This is a genomic window from Stenotrophomonas sp. 05N423, from assembly GCF_056397145.1.
The window spans coordinates 136,254-152,126 of record NZ_JBFTMV010000004.1; the positions used below are offsets into that span (position 1 = coordinate 136,254).

Consider the following 15,873-nt stretch of genomic DNA (forward strand, 5'->3'; position numbering starts at 1 on the left):
CGCCGGGCTGGGTGCATTTGCAGGAGCGCACTTCGGTGCGCGATGGGGCTTCCCCTGAGGGTCTCATCGCGCACCGAAGTGCGCTCCTGCGTGGCGGCGGGCCATGCCCTGCGGTTTTCCTGCAGCACGCCACAGACCGGCCATGCCGCATCTTGCGTTTCGGCGAGGCGTGGATAAGGTGGTGCCGCACCTCCCGGTGACAAGGACGAGGAATGGATGGCGCGTTGATGTTCTTTGGGTTGCTGGTTGTCGTGGTGGTGCTGGCGGTGCCGGTGCTGCTGGTCATGGCCCTGGTGTCGGTGTCCTCGCTCAAGCAGCGCGTGGCCGCGCTCGAGGCGTCGCTGGCGCGCGGGCAGGTTGGCGACGCGGCGCCGCCCCCGGCCGCCGCATGGAGCAGCGCCTGGGAAGAGTCGTTGCCAGAGGCGGGGGAGTTCGAGTCCGCGCCTGACGGGCCCGACGAACCCCTGCCTGGGCCCGCGATGGAGGCGCCGGAGCCGCCGCTGCCTGGCGCCACGCCGCCGTTGCCACCGTTGCCGGAGCCCGTGGCGCCGCCGCTGGCCCGTGCCGTCCCGGCCTCCGCGCCGTCGCCGGAACCTCGGGCGCCGATGGAGCCGGGTGTCATCGAGCGCGGCATCGCGCGCGTCAAGCAGTGGTTCACCACCGGCAACGTGCCGGTCAAGGTCGGCATGCTGGTGCTGCTGGCCGGCGTGGCGGCGCTGCTCAAGTACGTCAGCGACCAGGGTTGGCTGCGCCTGCCGATCGAGCTGCGCCTGGCCGGCATCAGCGCCGCGGCGCTGGCCGGACTGGTGTTCGCCTGGCGCAAGCGCGAGAGCCACCGCGCCTTTGCCCTGGCCCTGCAGGGCGGTGCGATCGGCGTGCTGCTGCTGACCGTGTTCGCCGCGACCAAGAACTACGGCGTACTGGATCCCCTGCCGGCGTTCGCCATCAGCGTGGTGCTGATCGCCGGGTTGTGCGTGATGGCCGTGCTGCAGGAGTCGCGCACGCTCGCCATCCTCGGCGTGCTGGCCGGATTCATGGCACCGGTCTGGCTGTCCGACGGCAGCGGCAACCATGTCGGCCTGTTCTCGTATTACGCCCTGCTCAACGCCGGTATCTTCGCCATCGCCTGGGTGCGGCCGTGGCGCATCCTCAACMTGCTCGGCTTCGCCTTCACCTGGGGCATCGGCACGATCTGGGGCGTGCTGGACTATGTCCCGGCCAAGTTCGCCAGCACCGAGCCGTTCCTGCTGCTGTTCTTCGTTTTCTACCTGCTGTTGCCGCTGCTGTATGCGCGCAAGGCGACGACGCCGGGCGGCGCGCGCATCGACGGTTGCCTGCTGTTCGGCACGCCGCTGGTGGCGTTCTCGCTGCAGGCCGGCCTGCTGCAGGGCGAGCGCATGCCGCTGGCGCTGTGCGCGCTGGGCGTGGCCGTGCTCTACGCCATGCTGGCGCGCGCGCTGCTGGGCCGCGAGCGCCTGCATCTGCTGGCGCAGGGCTACGCCATCCTCGCGGTGGGATTCGCCACGCTGGCGGTGCCGCTGGCGCTGTCGGCCAAGGCCACCGCCTCGGTGTTCGCGCTGGAAGGCGCCGGCCTGGTCTGGCTCGGTCTGGCCCAGCAGCGCCGGCTGGCACGCTGGACCGGCATCGGCCTGCAGCTGGCCGCGGCGTTCGCGCTGGCGATGGGTATCGACGGCGCCCATGCGATCCACGATGGCGCCCGGTTCGCCGTTGCCAACGCGGTCTTCATGGGCGCGCTGCTGATCGCACTGGCCGCCTTCGCCACCGCATGGCTGTACCGCGGCACCGGCAACCGACCGGTGGCGGTGATCGCCTACGCCTGGGGCCTGGTCTGGTGGATGGGCAATGTCGGTACCGAGATCGAGCGCTTCGTCGAACCGTCCAGCACCCTGCACGGGGTATTGCTGCTGCTGGGTGTCACCGGCTGGCTGGCGGCCGAGGTACATCGGCGCCGGCCGGCACTGGCGCTGTCGCTGACCACGCTGGGCTGCCTGGTGCTGGCGTTCCCGTTGGCCTTCCTGCAACTGGCGGCTTATGGCCAGCCGTTCGCCGGCCACGGCGCATGGGCCTGGCCGTTGTTCGCCGCGCTGGGCGTGCGCAGCCTGCTCTGCCTGCGCGCGGCGGGTGACGCCATCGCCGGTGCGGCGCAGCTTGCCTGGTGGCTGCTGTGGCCGACGGTGCTGTCGCTGCTGTCCTGGCACCTGGGCAAGCGCTTCGAACTGGCCGGCGGTTGGGTCGGCATGTTGCTGGCGCTGCCGTGGCTGCTGCTGGCGGCGCTGTCGATCCGTCGCTGGCATTGGCTGGCGCAGCCGCTGGGCGCGGCGTTCGACCGCTACCGGCCGATCCTGCAGGCGACGACCTTCGCGGTGCTGGGCCTGTGGTGGCTGGTATCGCTGGCCAGCGATGGCGCCTCGGCGCCGCTGTCGTGGATCGCGCTGCTCAATCCGCTGGACCTGGCGCAACTGGCCGTGCTGGTGCTGGCGGCGCTGCGGCTGTGGTCGGTCGAGGCGCGCTCGCGCCTGGCCGGGCTGCGCCTGGGCCTGCTGCCGCTGGCGGCGCTGGTGCTGGTCAGCACCATCACCCTGCGCGCGGTGCATCACTGGGGCGGCATCGACTGGGATGGCCGGTTGATCGATACCAGCCTGGCGCAGACCAGCCTGACCGTGGTGTGGAGCCTGTTCGGCGTGATCGGCTGGGTGAGCGGCTCGCGGCGCGGGCAATGGGGGCTGTGGCTGGCCGGTGCGATCCTGATGGCCGTGGTGCTGGCCAAGCTGCTGCTGATCGACCGCGGCAATCTTGGCGACCTGCTGGGCATCGGCGCTTTCATCGCCTATGGACTGCTGTGCACGCTGGTCGGCTGGCTGGCCCCGGCACCGCCGCGCAAGCGCGGCGACGAGACGCAACAAGAGGAAGCTTCCGCATGATCAGGCGTTTGTGGTGGATGGCGCTGCTGCCGCTGACGGCGCAGGCCGCCGACGATTTCGCGACGCAATGGCCGCTGCAGCTGGCCCAGGCCGAGGCCGGCGCCTACCGCGTCACGTTGGACGCGGGGGTCTACCGCGCCGCGTACTGGCGCGACCTGCACGACGTGCAGGTGATCGACGCCGACGGCAGGCCCATGGCCAGCGCGGTGCAGGCCGCGGCCATGCCGATCGCCGGACCGGTGCGGCAGGTGGCGCTGGACTGGTTTGCCTTGCCCGCCAGCGCCGCCACGACGACGGGCGATGACCTGAGCGTGGTGGTGCAGCGCGATGCCGGCGGCAACGTGGTGTCGGTGCGCAATACGCTGGGCGCCGCTGGCACGGGCAAGGGCGATCCGTCGTGGCTGGTGGACCTCGGCCGGCAGGCCGGGCAGGTACAGGCGCTGCGCGTGGAATGGGACGGCGAGCCGACGGCGCTGGACCTGGGCTATCGGCTGGAAGGCAGCGACGACCTGCGCCGCTGGCAGGTGCTCGACCCGGAAGTGCGGCTGGTGCGCCTGCACAACCAGGGACGGCAGTTGCGCAACGACCGGGTCGCGGTGTCCACGTCGCTGCGTTACCTGCGGCTGGTGCCGCTGCAGCGCGAAGGCGCGCCGCCGCTGCGCGCGCTGCAGGGCGAACTGGCCGGCGACGTGGCCCTGGGCGATTGGCAGTGGATCGAACTGGCCGCGTCGGCGCCCGACAACCGCGCACCGGCCCGGTTCCGCTATCGGGCGCAGGGCCGCTTCCCGGTGCAGCGCGTGGACGTAACGATGCCGGCCAACACCGCGGTGTCGTGGAATGTTTCCAGCAGCGACGACGACCGCAAGGTGGCCGATGCGGAGCAGGCCTGGCAGGTGCGGGCCAGCGGCTGGAACACCTGGACGTTGCAGGAAGACGGGCGCACGCAGGCCTCGGCGCCGCTGGAACTCGGGCAGGAAACCAGCGACCGCGACTGGCAGCTGCAGGCCGAACCGGCGGTGGCCGGTACGCCGGCGCCGGCCTTGAAGCTGGGCTACCGGCCGGGCAGCGTGGTGTTCCTCGCCCAGGGGCGCGCGCCGTACCTGCTGGTGGCCGGCAATGCGCGCGCCGGCGTGCGCGAGAGCAACCTGGAGCCGATGCTGGCCGCCCTGCGCGCCCGCAATGGCGCGCAATGGCAGCCAGCGGCCGCCAGCCTCGGCGAAGGCGCGGTGCGCGCGGGCGACAAGGCCTATGCGCCGGCGGCGCCGGTGCGCGACTGGAAGAACCTGGTGCTGTGGGCCGTGCTGGTGGCCGGCGCGCTGGCGGTGGCCGGTTTCGCGATGAACCTGCTGCGCGGCAACCGCCCCGCGAACGACTGAAGCAGACCCAGGGGCGCACTTGCAGGAGGCGCTTGTAGGAGCGCACTTCAGTGCGCGAAGAGGCTCTACCGGGAAAGCCCCATCGCGCACTGAAGTGCGCTCCTACAAGTGCGCTCCTACGTGCGGTCGATGAAATCCCCGCGCAGCAGGCCGTACAGCGCGGTGTCGGCGAGTTCGCCGTTCACGTGCCAGCGTTCGCGCAGTACACCCTCGCGGACAAAGCCGAGCTTTTCGACCAATCGGCACGAGGCCTGGTTGCGCGGGTCGATGTCGGCTTCGATGCGGCGCAGTCCCATGCCGTCGAACAGGTGGCGCAGGATCAGGCGCAGCGCCTCGCTGGCCAGCCCGCGTCCCTGCCAGTCGGGGTGCAGGCTGTAGCCGATCTCGGCGCGGCCCTGCTCCAGCTGCATCGCGAATACCGCGCTGGTGCCGATCAACCGGTCGCTGTGCGCGTCGGCGATGGCCCAGACGAGCATGTCCAGCTCGCGGCGCTGGCGCTGGATGTCGGCCACCTTCCGATCGGCCTGCGCCGGTTCGGTCCAGGCCGGATGGCTCCAGTAGCGCATCACCTGCGGGTCGCTGTGGATGGCGAACAGGGCCGGTGCGTCGTCCCCGCGCACTTCGCGCAGGCGCAGCCGCGGGCTGGACAGTTCGGGTTGCGGCAGACGCGGCGGCATGCGGTGCACCTCGGGTTTGCCCCGCTTGCGGGGGCGGGCGAGAATCGCGGTTTCCCCACAGTCTTCCGGAGCCGACCCCGCCATGTCCATCGTTCGCATGACCGACCTTGATCTTTCCGGCAAGCGTGTCCTGATCCGGCAAGACCTCAACGTGCCGATCGACGGGAACGGCAGGATCACCTCCGAGCAGCGCATCACCGCCTCGCTGCTGACGCTGAAGCTGGCGCTGGAAAAGGGCGCCACGGTGCTGGTTACTTCGCACCTGGGCCGGCCGCAGGAGGGCGTGTGGAGCCAGGCCGATTCGCTGGCGCCGGTAGCCGCGCGCCTGTCCGGACTGCTGGGTGTGGACGTGCCGCTGGTCCGCGACTGGGTGGATGGCGTCGAGGTCGCGCCGGGCAGCATCGTGCTGCTGGAGAACTGCCGCATGAACGTTGGCGAGGGCAAGGACGACGAGGCCTTGTCGAAGAAGTACGCGGCGCTGTGCGACGTGTTCGTGATGGATGCCTTCGGCACCGCGCACCGCGCGCAGGCTTCGACCCATGGCGTGATCCGTTTCGCCCCGGTCGCCGCCGGCGGCCCGCTGCTGATGGCCGAACTGGATGCGCTGGACAAGGCGCTGGCCAACCCGGCGCGGCCGCTGCTGGCCATCGTCGCCGGCTCCAAGGTCTCGACCAAGCTGGAGCTGCTCTCCAGCCTGGTCGGCAAGGTGGACCAGCTGATCGTCGGCGGCGGCATCGCCAACACCTTCATCGCCGCCGAAGGCCACGGCGTGGGCAAGTCGCTGGTCGAGAACGACCTGCTCGACACCGCCCGCAAGATCGACGCCGATGCGAAGGCGCGTGGTGCCGAAATCCCGCTGCCGGTCGACGTGGTGGTCGCCCCGGCGTTCGCCGCCGATGCCCCGGCCACGGTCAAGGCCGTTGATGCGGTGGGTGCGGACGACATGATCCTGGACATCGGCCCGAAGACCGCCGCGCAGTACGCCGAACTGATCGCCAAGGCCGGCACCGTGGTGTGGAACGGCCCGGTCGGCGTGTTCGAGTTCGACGCGTTCGGCAAGGGCACCGAGGCGCTCGCCCGTGCCATCGCCGCGTCCAGCGCGTTCTCCATCGCCGGCGGCGGCGACACCCTGGCGGCCGTGGACAAGTACGGCATCGCCGACGAGGTGAGCTACATCTCCACCGGCGGCGGCGCGTTCCTCGAGTTCCTGGAGGGCAAGACCCTGCCCGCCGTGGCGGCGCTGGAGGCCCGCGGCGCGTGAGCCGCGATGTCCTGTTCTTCGATCTCGACGGCACGCTGATCGATTCGGCCATCGGCATCACCCGCTGCGTGGCCCATGCGCTGGAGAAGATGGAGCAGCCGGTGCCCGGCGAGGCCGAACTGCGCAAGTGGATCGGCCCGTCGCTGCGCACCAGTTTCGGCCCGGTGTTCGGCGACGCGCAGCGCGTCGAACGCGCGGTGGAGCTGTACCGCGAGCGCTTCGAGCTGCATGGCTGGCTGGAGCATGAGGTCTACCCCGGCATCGGTGAGGTGGTGCTGGGCCTGCACGCCGCTGGCCACCGCCTGGCCGTGGTCACCGCCAAGAACGAACCGCATGCGCGGCGCATCGTCGAGCACCTGCCGTTCGGCGATTGCTTCGAGGACATCATCGGCGCGACCGCCGATGGTTCGCGCAGCGACAAGCCGGAGCTGATTGCCGAAGCGTTGCGGCGACTGTCGCTGGCGTCCGGGCAGTGCAGGATGATCGGCGACCGGCGCATGGACATCGAAGGCGCGCGCCACCACGGCATGCGCAATGTCGGCGTGCTGTGGGGCTTCGGCGGCCGCGAGGAACTGGCCGCTGCGGGGGCCGACGTGCTGGTGGCCACGCCGGTGGACCTGGGGCGGCTGCTCTCGCCGTAGGGCATCGATGGCCCCGTGGGGGGCCATGACGTCGTTGCCCGCGTGTCGCCCGGGCAACGACGTTCTTTCCCGCGTTGATTGCGTCTGTTCCGGTGGCCGTCGATACGGGCGGGACGCCGGGTGCGCGGCCCGCGTCCGTGCAGCGGAACGATGTCCTGGTTGGCCTGTCGGTTGTCCCGCGATGCCCTGCATGTGCCGGCGCATGTCCTGCCGGTGCGGCTGCGCGGGACACCGTCCGGTACCACCGCCGCGCTGTCCGGACAGGCTGTCCGCCCTGTCTGCGGGACAGCGTGGAAAGTGTCTTCTGAAATCGTATGCGACATCGTTGTCATGCACTGGATATGCTAATTTCGGCGGTCTTTCCGGGAGTTTTCGCACCATGATCGAACGCCAGCGCCGCACCAAGATCCTCGCCACCCTCGGACCGGCCACCGATGCGCCGGGCGTGCTCGACGATCTGTTCCGCGCGGGCGTCAACGTGGTGCGGCTGAACTTCTCCCATGGCGATCCGTCCGGCCAGGCCAAGCGCGCCGCCGAAGTGCGCGCCGCCGCCAACCGCATCGGCGTGGAAGTGGGCATCCTGGCCGACCTGCCGGGCCCGAAGATCCGCATCGAGCGCTTCGCCGAGGGCAAGGTGCAGCTCAAGGCCGGCGACCGCTTCGACCTGATCGCCAGCGCCGATGCGGCACCCGGCGACGCCACCCAGGTGGGCGTGAGCTACCTCGGCCTGCCGCAGGACGTGGGCCCGGGCGATGTGCTGCTGCTCGACGACGGCCTGATGCAGTTGCAGGTGGTTGAAGTGCAGGGCGAGCGCATCGTCAACACCGTGCTCAACGACGGCGTGCTGTCCGACCGCAAGGGCCTGAACAAGCAGGGCGGCGGCCTGTCGCTGGGCGCGCTGACCGAGCGCGACAAGGAACTGATCGGCATCGTCGCCAAGATCGGCGTGGACTTCATCGCCGTCTCGTTCTGCCGCAACGCGCAGGACATGAATGACGCGCGCGCCATCGCCCGCCAGCACGGCTGCGATGCGGCGCTGGTGTCCAAGATCGAGCGCACCGAAGCCATCGAGAATCTGGAAGAAATCGTCGAGGCCAGCGACGTGGTGATGGTCGCGCGCGGCGACCTGGGCGTGGAGATCGGCGACGCCGAGCTGCCGGGCCTGCAGAAGAAGATCATCAAGGCCGCGCTGGCGCAGAACAAGGTGGTGATCACCGCCACGCAGATGCTGCAGTCGATGGTCGAAAGCCCGATCCCGACCCGCGCCGAGGTGCTGGACGTGGCCAACTCGGTCATCGACGGTACCGACGCGGTGATGCTGTCGGCCGAAACCGCGGCCGGCGCCTACCCGGTCAAGGCGGTCGAGGCGATGGCGCGCATCTGCCTCGGCGCCGAGCGCCAGTTCCAGATCGATACCGATTTCAACGCGTCGCCGCGCAACCTGGAGCGTGCCGACCAGGCCATCGCCATGGCGACCATGTTCCTGTCCCAGCACGTGGGCGTGCGCGCGATCGTGGCGATGACCGAATCCGGCGGCACCGCGCGCTACCTGTCGCGCTTCCGCGCCAAGGCGCCGGTGTTCGCGGTGACCCGCCACGACGGCGCGCGCCGGCAGATGGCGCTGATGCGCGATGTGTTCCCGATCAACTTCGACAGCCGCGGTTTCACCCCGCGCGAAGCCGCGCGCGGCAGCATCCGCCTGCTGGTCGAGGCCGGCCTGCTGCAGGCCGGCGACCGCGTGGTGTTCACCAGCGGCGAGCACATGGAAACCCACGGCGCCACCAACACCCTGCGCCTGCTCGAAGTCGGCAGCGATGGCCGCGCTGGCGGGCTGGGCGAGCTGTAATCCTGCGGACCGGCAGCGCGCTGCCGGGACATGGCCAGCCACACAGGCCGGTTGATCGAGCGGTTCCAGCAGGATGGCGCGCCCGCGGCCGGCGAGGTGCGGCAGCGCGCTGCCGGCGCCGCCTTCTTTGCGCCTTGCCGGACAGGGTCTTCGCCGCCGCCGGCATGGCTGCGGCAATGAACGGGGGCGGTTGCCCGCCCCCGGTGACTTCCCTGTCGTACCGCACCGGCATGGAAAACGGGCGGGCTGTTGCCATCGGTTCGCGTGGAACGGGGCATCATCCGATGCGGCGGCGGTTCACCAGCTGAAGCCGGCGCCCGCCGACACGCTCTTCTCGCTGCCGGAGAACGCCCCGCTCAACGACACGCTGGTATTGGGCGCGACGATCCGCTGGTAACCCACCGCCAGTGCCGAGCGTCCACCCTGCGCACCGATGCCCACGCCCACCCGGTTCTGTCCCGGCAGGCCGGCGGTGTTGAGCGCGGCGGCAGCCATCGCTCCGCCCATCGCGCCCATGCGGTCGATGCGCGCGTCCATATGGCCCAGGCGGCGGTCGACGTCGCTGCGGAACTGATTGAACTGGTCGTTGAAGGTGGCGAATTTCTGGTCGGCATAGGACCTGGACGATGCCAGCGTCTGCGCGGCGGTGGTGTCGGTGTAGGACTTGGACGTGGCGAGCGTGGCGGCATCGCCGGCGACCATGTCGTCGCGGACGAGGGCTTCGCGGGTATCGGTGTAGTCCTTCGCCCCGCTCAATGCAGTGCCGGCGACGGAGGCCACCTGGGCATCGGTATAGGCATTGGCCGAGGCAAGCGTCGCCGCATCGCCGGCATCGGCATGGGCCTTGGCGGCGTCCAGCGCGCCCGTGGCGGCCGCGTCGGCCGCTGCCGCCACCTTCGTATCCGTATACGCGTTGGCGGCGGCAAGGGTGCCGGCATTGCCGGCCTGCAACTGGCGCAGGTTCACCGCATCGGTGGCCTGGGTGCCGTCGGCGACGTGGATGATCTGGTTCTCGCCACCGGCGCGGCCCACGGCCACGGCGTAGTCGCGGTCGGCGATGGCCATGTAGCCGATGGCGGTGCTGCCGGTGTTGCTGGCGCTCGCCGCATAGCCGAAAGCGCTGCCGTACTGGGCGTTGGCTACGCTGAAGGCGCCGAAGGCGCTGCTGCCCCAGCCATTGGCAGTGTTGTTGTAGCCGACGGCGCTGCTGGCCAGGCCGTTGGCGGTATTGAACCCGCCGATCGCATAGCTGAAGTCGACATTGGCTTTGCCGCCCACGCCTATCGCGCCGCTGGCTTCGCCGCTGGCGGTGACCGCTGCCCCCATCGCCACCGAGCCGGTGCCGCTGGCGATGGCCGTTTCGCCGCTGTTCCAGAACCCATCCCCATTGAGATCGAACCAGCCGGAAAGGACGACGCTGCCCTTGCCCGAAGCCTCGCCGAGATGGCCGAAGGCGCTGCTGGCGACACCGCTGGCGATGTTCCAGTAGCCGAAGGCGCTGCTGCTGTCGCCTTGGGCGAGGTTGTTCATGCCGAAAGCGCTGCTGCCGAATCCATCGGTCGAGTTCTGGATGCCGAATGCACTGCTGAACGATCCTCCGGCGAAGTTGAGATTGCCGAAAGCGACACTGGACTGGCCCGCAGCCGTACTGGCCTGGCCGAAGACCGTGGTGAATACGCCGCTGGCATTGACGTTGCGTCCATAGGCGACCGCGCTTGAATCGCAGGTCGTGGCATTGCTGCCGTGCTCGGTGCCCTGGTCGGTGTTTTTCGCTGGATCGGCCACCCAGTCCTGCGCGGCCGCATCCCATACGTAGCATGGAGGATCGGCGGCCGATGCCGGCGATGCGAAGGATGAGGCCAGCGCGATCGCCAGCAGGGGAAGCGCGGGATGCTGGGAAATACAGGGCTTGCGGATGCGCATGATGTTCTCCGGTTGGGCGGGGCTTCATTGCCACCAACGGGAAGAACACGGAATACGGCCGTCGACTGACATCTGTCCGGGGAAATGCCGGAACCGGAGGCGGGCCGCCTTTTGGGCTATCGTGCACGCAGCCGACCGTTGGAGCCCCGTGCATGCGCCAGTCCCGTTTCCTGTCGTTGCCGCTTTCAGCCGTGCTTGTCGCCTGCTCGCCGTCCCCACCTTCGACGGCGCCTGCCCACCCCGCGCAGGCGGTGCCTGTCGAGACGGCCGGAGCCGTGCAGGCAGCGGCAGAGCCGGCGGCCGAAACCTGGGAGCTTCCCACCACGCCAGGCACCCGCGCGCAATGGGAAGCGCGCTTCGGCAAGGCCAATCTGCACGCCGAAACCCGTTACGGGCCGGAAGGAGAGGGCGAGTATCCCGTACTGGTGCTGTTCCCGGACGATCCGGAAAAACGCCTGGTGCTGGAGCTGGACACCGCCCGCGCGGAAGCGGTCGTCACCGGGGTGAGCGTGTCCGATGCGCAATCGCTGTGGCATGACGCCGGCGGCCTGCGCGTGGGCATGCCGCTGGCCGGACTGGTGGCCTTGAATGGCGCGCCGATCAGTTTCTTCGGCCTGGACTGGGATCATGGCGGCACGGTCGAGGACTGGCATGGCGGCAAGCTCGACAATGCGGAAGGGGCGGTGCGCTTCCGTGCGGTGAGGCTGGCTGCGCGCGAAGGCGCGGGTGCCGATGCCGTGCCGGTGGGCGACAGCAGCTTCCGCAGCGATGACGCGAAGTGGCCGGATATCGGCAGGAACCTGGTCGTGGGCGAGATCGGCATCCACTGGCCTTGAGAAACCGGGCAGGGAGTCGCCTCGTCCCTGCGGCGGTGCCGGCGGGCCGGTACAGAAGGGAGGCGCGACCCTGGCCTCGTTCTCTCTTGCCCTGGTTGCCCCGCTGGGCTGGGCGATGGAAGATCGCCGTCAGGATGGGGAGGGCGAAGGGATGGGCGACCCGGCAGGGGATGCCGCCGTGCGCGCGGCATTCAGCGAGTTGTACGAGGAGCTGCAGCGCCTGGCGCATCGCCGGCTGGGTCGTGCGCGGCATACCGCGCTCGATACGGTGGGCCTGCTGCACGAAACCTTCCTCAAGCTCGACGGCAAGGTCGCGCTCGTGGCCGGGCGTGGACAGTTCATGGCGCTGGCCGGCAAGGCCATGCGCCAGGTGATCGCCAACTCCCTGCGCGACCGCCAGGCGGGCAAGCGTGGCGGGGGGCTGGAGAGGATCACGCTGCACACCGGCCTGTCCGGCGGCACTGCCGATACCGACGCGCTGGATCTGGAATCGGGCATGCAGGCGCTGGAGCAGCTGGAGCCGCGCCTGGCCGAACTGGTGGAGTGTCACTTCTACGGCGGCATGGAGTTTTCCGAGATCGCCGCCCTGCGTGGCTGCAGTGAACGTACCGTCTATCGCGACTGGCAGCGGGCGCGGGCCTGGCTGCACGCGCGCCTGGGAGAGGCGACATGAGCATGGAGCGCGAACGCTGGCAGCAGCTCTCGATATTGTTCGAGCAGGCGTTCGATGGCGATGCGCGGCAGCGCGCGGCTCTGCTGGAGCGCCTTGGGCGGGAGGAGCCGGCGCTGGCCGCCGAACTGGGCCGGATGCTGGCGGCGGTGGACGAGCGTGGTCCGCTGGACGCACAGGCGGCCGGGATGTTCGACGCCAGCTGGCCGCCGCACGCACCGGTGGACGAATCCGGCCAGCGGCTCGGGCCCTGGCGTCTGCTGCGCATGCTCGGCCATGGCGGCATGGGCTGTGTCTATGAAGCGCGGCGCGAGGACGACAGCGGCCAGCACGCGGCGGTCAAGCGCCTGCAGCCGCAGTGGACCGGCACCGTGCACGCGAAGCGCTTCCTGGAGGAACGCGACATCCTGGCGCGGTTGTCGCATCCAGGCATTCCCGCGCTGATCGACCATGGCGTCGACGGGCAGGCGCGCCCCTGGTTCGCGCTGGAATACGTGAATGGCGGCGACCTGCTGCGGCATGCCGACGCGCAGCGGCTTGACCTGCGCCAGCGCGTGGAACTGCTGCGGCAGGTGTGCGGCGCCGTACAGCACGCCCATGCGCACCTGGTCGTGCATCGCGACCTCAAGCCGGCCAACCTGCTGGTCGATGGCGAAGGCCATGCCAAGGTGCTGGACTTCGGCGTGGCCAAGCGCCTGGATGTCGATGCCGGCACCACCCGGACCGGCCTGTCTGCCGGCTTCACCCCCGAATATGCCGCGCCGGAGCAGATCCTCGGGCAGCCGGCGAGCGTCGCCACCGATGTGCATGCGCTGGGCGTGGTGCTGTATGAGCTGCTGTGCGGCGAACGCCCCTGGCGCTTCGATCCGGCCAATCTGCAGGAGGCGGTGCAGGCCATCACTGTCGATGCACCGGCGCGGATGGACGTGGTGCTGTCCTCTGGCGATCCCGGGGAAGTGGCCGCGCGCATCGCCAACCGGCGCACCAGCGAAGCGGCGTTCCGTCGCTTCGTGCGCGGCGATCTCGGCCGCATCGTGCAGACCGCACTGGCCAAGGAGCCCGGGCGGCGCTACGCCAGCGTACAGGCGTTCTCCGACGACCTGCTGCGTTTCCTGCAGGGACGCACGGTATCGGTGATGGGAGATACGTTCGGCTATCGCGCGCGCCGGTTCGTCCAGCGCAACCGCTGGAGCGTGGCGATGGCGGTACTGGCGGTGCTGGCGATGCTGGCGGGCCTGGCGGGCACCACCTGGCAGCTGCGCCAGGTGCGCGTGCAGCGCGATGCGGCATTGGCCGAAGCGCGCCGCAACGCGGCCATCGGCGACTATTTCGCCATGCTGTTCCGCGACGCCGGCGACCGCATCGACGGCGAACGGGCGACGGCATCGGATGTGCTGGGCGACGGCGCGCGCCGCATCGCCGACAGCTATCGCGGCGATCCGGCCACCGGCATCCACCTGGCGGTCACCACCGCGGACCTGTCGCAGCGACTGGGCGACCTGAAAGCAGCGGAGGCGCTGTACGAACAGGCATTGGCGTGGCCGGGCGTGGAGCGTTTCCCCGATCAGCGCGCCACCGCGCAATACGGGCTGGGCGTGGTGCGCTACTTCAACGGCGACAACGTCGGCGCGCGTGCGCTGCTGGACGAGGCGCTGGCGTACTGGAAGCGCGATCCGGCCCGGCATGTGGTGGACCTGCAGGAGAGCGCGTCGCTGCAGGCCAATCTGGAGCGGGCCGGCGGCCACCCGGACGTGGCGGCGCGGATACTGGAGCAGGCCATTGCCGCACGCCGCGCGCTGCTGGACGGCGGCCCCGACCGCATCGTCGCCGCACGCACGGCCGATCTGGCCGCTGCCTACATGGGCATGGGCGATGCGGCGCGGGCACGGGAGACGGCGCAGTCGGCAGGGGCGATGTTCGAGCGACTGCAGCTGCAGTCCACCAGCGACGCACTCGGCGCGCTCAACAATGCCGCGGTGGCCTCGGTGCAGTTGGGCGACCTGGCGACGGCCGAGCAGTCGTTCCGCCGCGCGGCCGAAATCTACCGGCAGGCCAATCCGCAATCGCCGCACCTGGCCGCGCTGCTGAGCAACCTGGGCACGCTGGAACTGAAGCAGGGCCGGCTGGACGAAGCGCGCGCCGATCTCGAACAGGCACTGGACATGGGCACGCGCCTGGGGGGCGAGGGCAGCCGCGTGGCGATGGGGACGCGACTGCGGCTGGCCGAGTTGCTGCAGCGACAAGGCAAGACGGCCGAAGCGACGATCCTGCTGGCGACGCAGTTCCGCCTGGCGGAGCTGCAGGGCGATACGCGTGGCCCGCTGCACGCCAGTGGCCTGCTGCTGCGTGCCCGGCTGCGGCTGGGAGCGGGCGATCACAGTGGCGCGCGCGGCGATCTGGATGCGCTCGATGGTCTGGTCGCCGCATTGGGACCGGCGGGCGCGGCTATCGGCGGGGAAGCCATGGCACTGCGTGCGGGCCTGCGTTGAGGCAAGCGCCCCGTTGCCGCGCACGAGCATCGGTGACGACAGGTTTTGTCTGTTGCGGACAAGATGGAAACGTTTGCAGGCCATTTCCACGGCCGGCCCGCGACTGCCGCGGGCTATAATCCGGGTTTTCCCGCACCCCGTCACAGGAACTTCATGAGCATCGAACTGCTGGCTGAAACCGCCCAGGCCATGGTCGCCCCGGGCAAGGGCATCATCGCCATCGACGAATCCACCGGCACGATCGCCAAGCGCTTCGCCAGCGTCGGCATCGAGAACACGGAAGAGAACCGCCGTGCCTACCGTGAGCTGCTGCTGACCACGCCCAAGCTCAACGAGCACATCTCCGGCGCGATCCTGTACGACGAAACCATCCGCCAGTCGACCAGGGACGGCGTGCCGTTCGCCAAGTACATGGCCGACCACGGCATGATCCCCGGCATCAAGGTCGACAAGGGCGCGCACCCGCTGGCCGGTTGCCCGGGCGAGCTGGTCACCGAAGGCCTGGACGGCCTGCGCGAGCGCCTGCAGGAGTACTACAAGCTCGGCGCCCGCTTCGCCAAGTGGCGCGCGGTCATCAACATCGGCGAGAGCATCCCGTCGGGCACCTGCATCGAGTCCAACGCCCACGCGCTGGCCCGCTATGCCGCGTTGTGCCAGGAATGCGGCCTGGTGCCGATGGTCGAGCCGGAAGTGATCATGGACGGCGACCACGACATCGAGACCTGCTACGAAGTCACCGAAGCCACCCTGCGCTCGCTGTTCGACGCGCTGTACCAGCAGAACGTGCTGCTGGAAGGCACCATCCTGAAGGCCTCGATGGTCATCTCCGGCAAGGACTGCGACGAGCAGGCCGACGTCGAGGAAGTGGCCGAAGCCACCGTGATGTGCCTGAAGTCGGTGGTGCCGGCGATCCTGCCGGGCGTGGTGTTCCTGTCCGGCGGCCAGAGCGACGAGCAGTCCACCGCGCACCTGAACGCCATGAACCAGCTCGACAAGCTGCCGTGGCCGCTGAGCTTCTCCTACGGCCGCGCCATGCAGCAGGCCGCGCTGAAGCTGTGGGGCCAGGACATGAAGGGCAATTACGACGCCGCACAGAAGACCGTGTACGAGCGCGCCAAGGAAAATGGCCTGGCGGCGCTGGGCAAATGGGAAGGCTGATCGCCGACCGCCCGCGATGAAAATGAAAACGCCGGCCTCGTGCCGGCGTTTTCA

At 69.9% G+C, this 15,873-nt stretch carries 11 protein-coding genes; 9 read left to right on the forward strand and 2 right to left on the reverse strand.

Annotated elements, in window-relative coordinates:
• Positions 1-227: 227 nt before the first annotated feature.
• Positions 228-2,942: a DUF2339 domain-containing protein gene (locus AC1DGW_RS08920; protein ID WP_478021811.1), complete on the forward strand. Its 2,715-nt coding sequence runs from the start codon at positions 228-230 to the stop codon at positions 2,940-2,942.
• Positions 2,939-4,318, forward strand: a complete 1,380-nt coding sequence (locus AC1DGW_RS08925; protein WP_478021813.1) for a DUF3999 domain-containing protein — start codon at positions 2,939-2,941, stop codon at positions 4,316-4,318. The genes AC1DGW_RS08920 and AC1DGW_RS08925 overlap by 4 nt, the downstream gene beginning before the upstream one ends.
• A gap of 116 nt (positions 4,319-4,434) precedes the next feature.
• On the opposite strand, the gene AC1DGW_RS08930 is transcribed toward AC1DGW_RS08925, so the two are convergent.
• Positions 4,435-4,995 (reverse strand): GNAT family N-acetyltransferase, encoded by a 561-nt coding sequence (locus AC1DGW_RS08930; protein ID WP_478021815.1) that lies wholly within the window; start codon positions 4,993-4,995, stop codon positions 4,435-4,437.
• Between the two features lie 82 nt (positions 4,996-5,077).
• Here AC1DGW_RS08930 and AC1DGW_RS08935 point away from each other — a divergent pair, with 82 nt between their 5' ends.
• The 3 genes from AC1DGW_RS08935 (at position 5,078) to pyk (ending at position 8,743) form a co-directional block, all read left to right on the forward strand.
• Positions 5,078-6,256: a phosphoglycerate kinase gene (locus AC1DGW_RS08935; protein ID WP_478021818.1), complete on the forward strand. Its 1,179-nt coding sequence runs from the start codon at positions 5,078-5,080 to the stop codon at positions 6,254-6,256.
• Positions 6,253-6,897 carry an HAD hydrolase-like protein gene (locus tag AC1DGW_RS08940; RefSeq protein ID WP_478021820.1) on the forward strand — a complete coding sequence of 215 codons (645 nt, stop codon included), beginning with the start codon at positions 6,253-6,255 and terminating at the stop codon, positions 6,895-6,897. Before AC1DGW_RS08935 ends, AC1DGW_RS08940 begins: the two co-directional genes overlap by 4 nt.
• Before the next feature lie 379 nt (positions 6,898-7,276).
• The gene (pyk, locus tag AC1DGW_RS08945) at positions 7,277-8,743 is read left to right on the forward strand and encodes a pyruvate kinase (RefSeq protein WP_478021824.1); all 1,467 of its coding nucleotides are present in this window, start codon (positions 7,277-7,279) and stop codon (positions 8,741-8,743) included.
• Between the two features lie 297 nt (positions 8,744-9,040).
• Here pyk and AC1DGW_RS08950 read toward each other — a convergent pair whose 3' ends face one another.
• Positions 9,041-10,666 carry a YadA-like family protein gene (locus AC1DGW_RS08950; protein ID WP_478021827.1) on the reverse strand — a complete coding sequence of 542 codons (1,626 nt, stop codon included), beginning with the start codon at positions 10,664-10,666 and terminating at the stop codon, positions 9,041-9,043.
• Between the two features lie 152 nt (positions 10,667-10,818).
• On the opposite strand from AC1DGW_RS08950, the gene AC1DGW_RS08955 reads away from it, so the two are divergent.
• The 4 genes from AC1DGW_RS08955 (at position 10,819) to AC1DGW_RS08970 (ending at position 15,819) form a co-directional block, all read left to right on the forward strand.
• Positions 10,819-11,502 (forward strand): hypothetical protein, encoded by a 684-nt coding sequence (locus AC1DGW_RS08955; protein ID WP_478021830.1) that lies wholly within the window; start codon positions 10,819-10,821, stop codon positions 11,500-11,502.
• A gap of 178 nt (positions 11,503-11,680) precedes the next feature.
• Positions 11,681-12,175, forward strand: coding sequence for an ECF-type sigma factor (locus AC1DGW_RS08960; protein WP_478021832.1), 495 nt, complete (start codon positions 11,681-11,683; stop codon positions 12,173-12,175).
• Positions 12,172-14,661: a protein kinase domain-containing protein gene (locus AC1DGW_RS08965; RefSeq protein WP_478021834.1), complete on the forward strand. Its 2,490-nt coding sequence runs from the start codon at positions 12,172-12,174 to the stop codon at positions 14,659-14,661. Before AC1DGW_RS08960 ends, AC1DGW_RS08965 begins: the two co-directional genes overlap by 4 nt.
• A gap of 153 nt (positions 14,662-14,814) precedes the next feature.
• Entirely contained in the window at positions 14,815-15,819 is a 1,005-nt protein-coding gene (locus AC1DGW_RS08970) for a class I fructose-bisphosphate aldolase (protein ID WP_478021836.1), read from the forward strand.
• Positions 15,820-15,873: the final 54 nt, after the last annotated feature.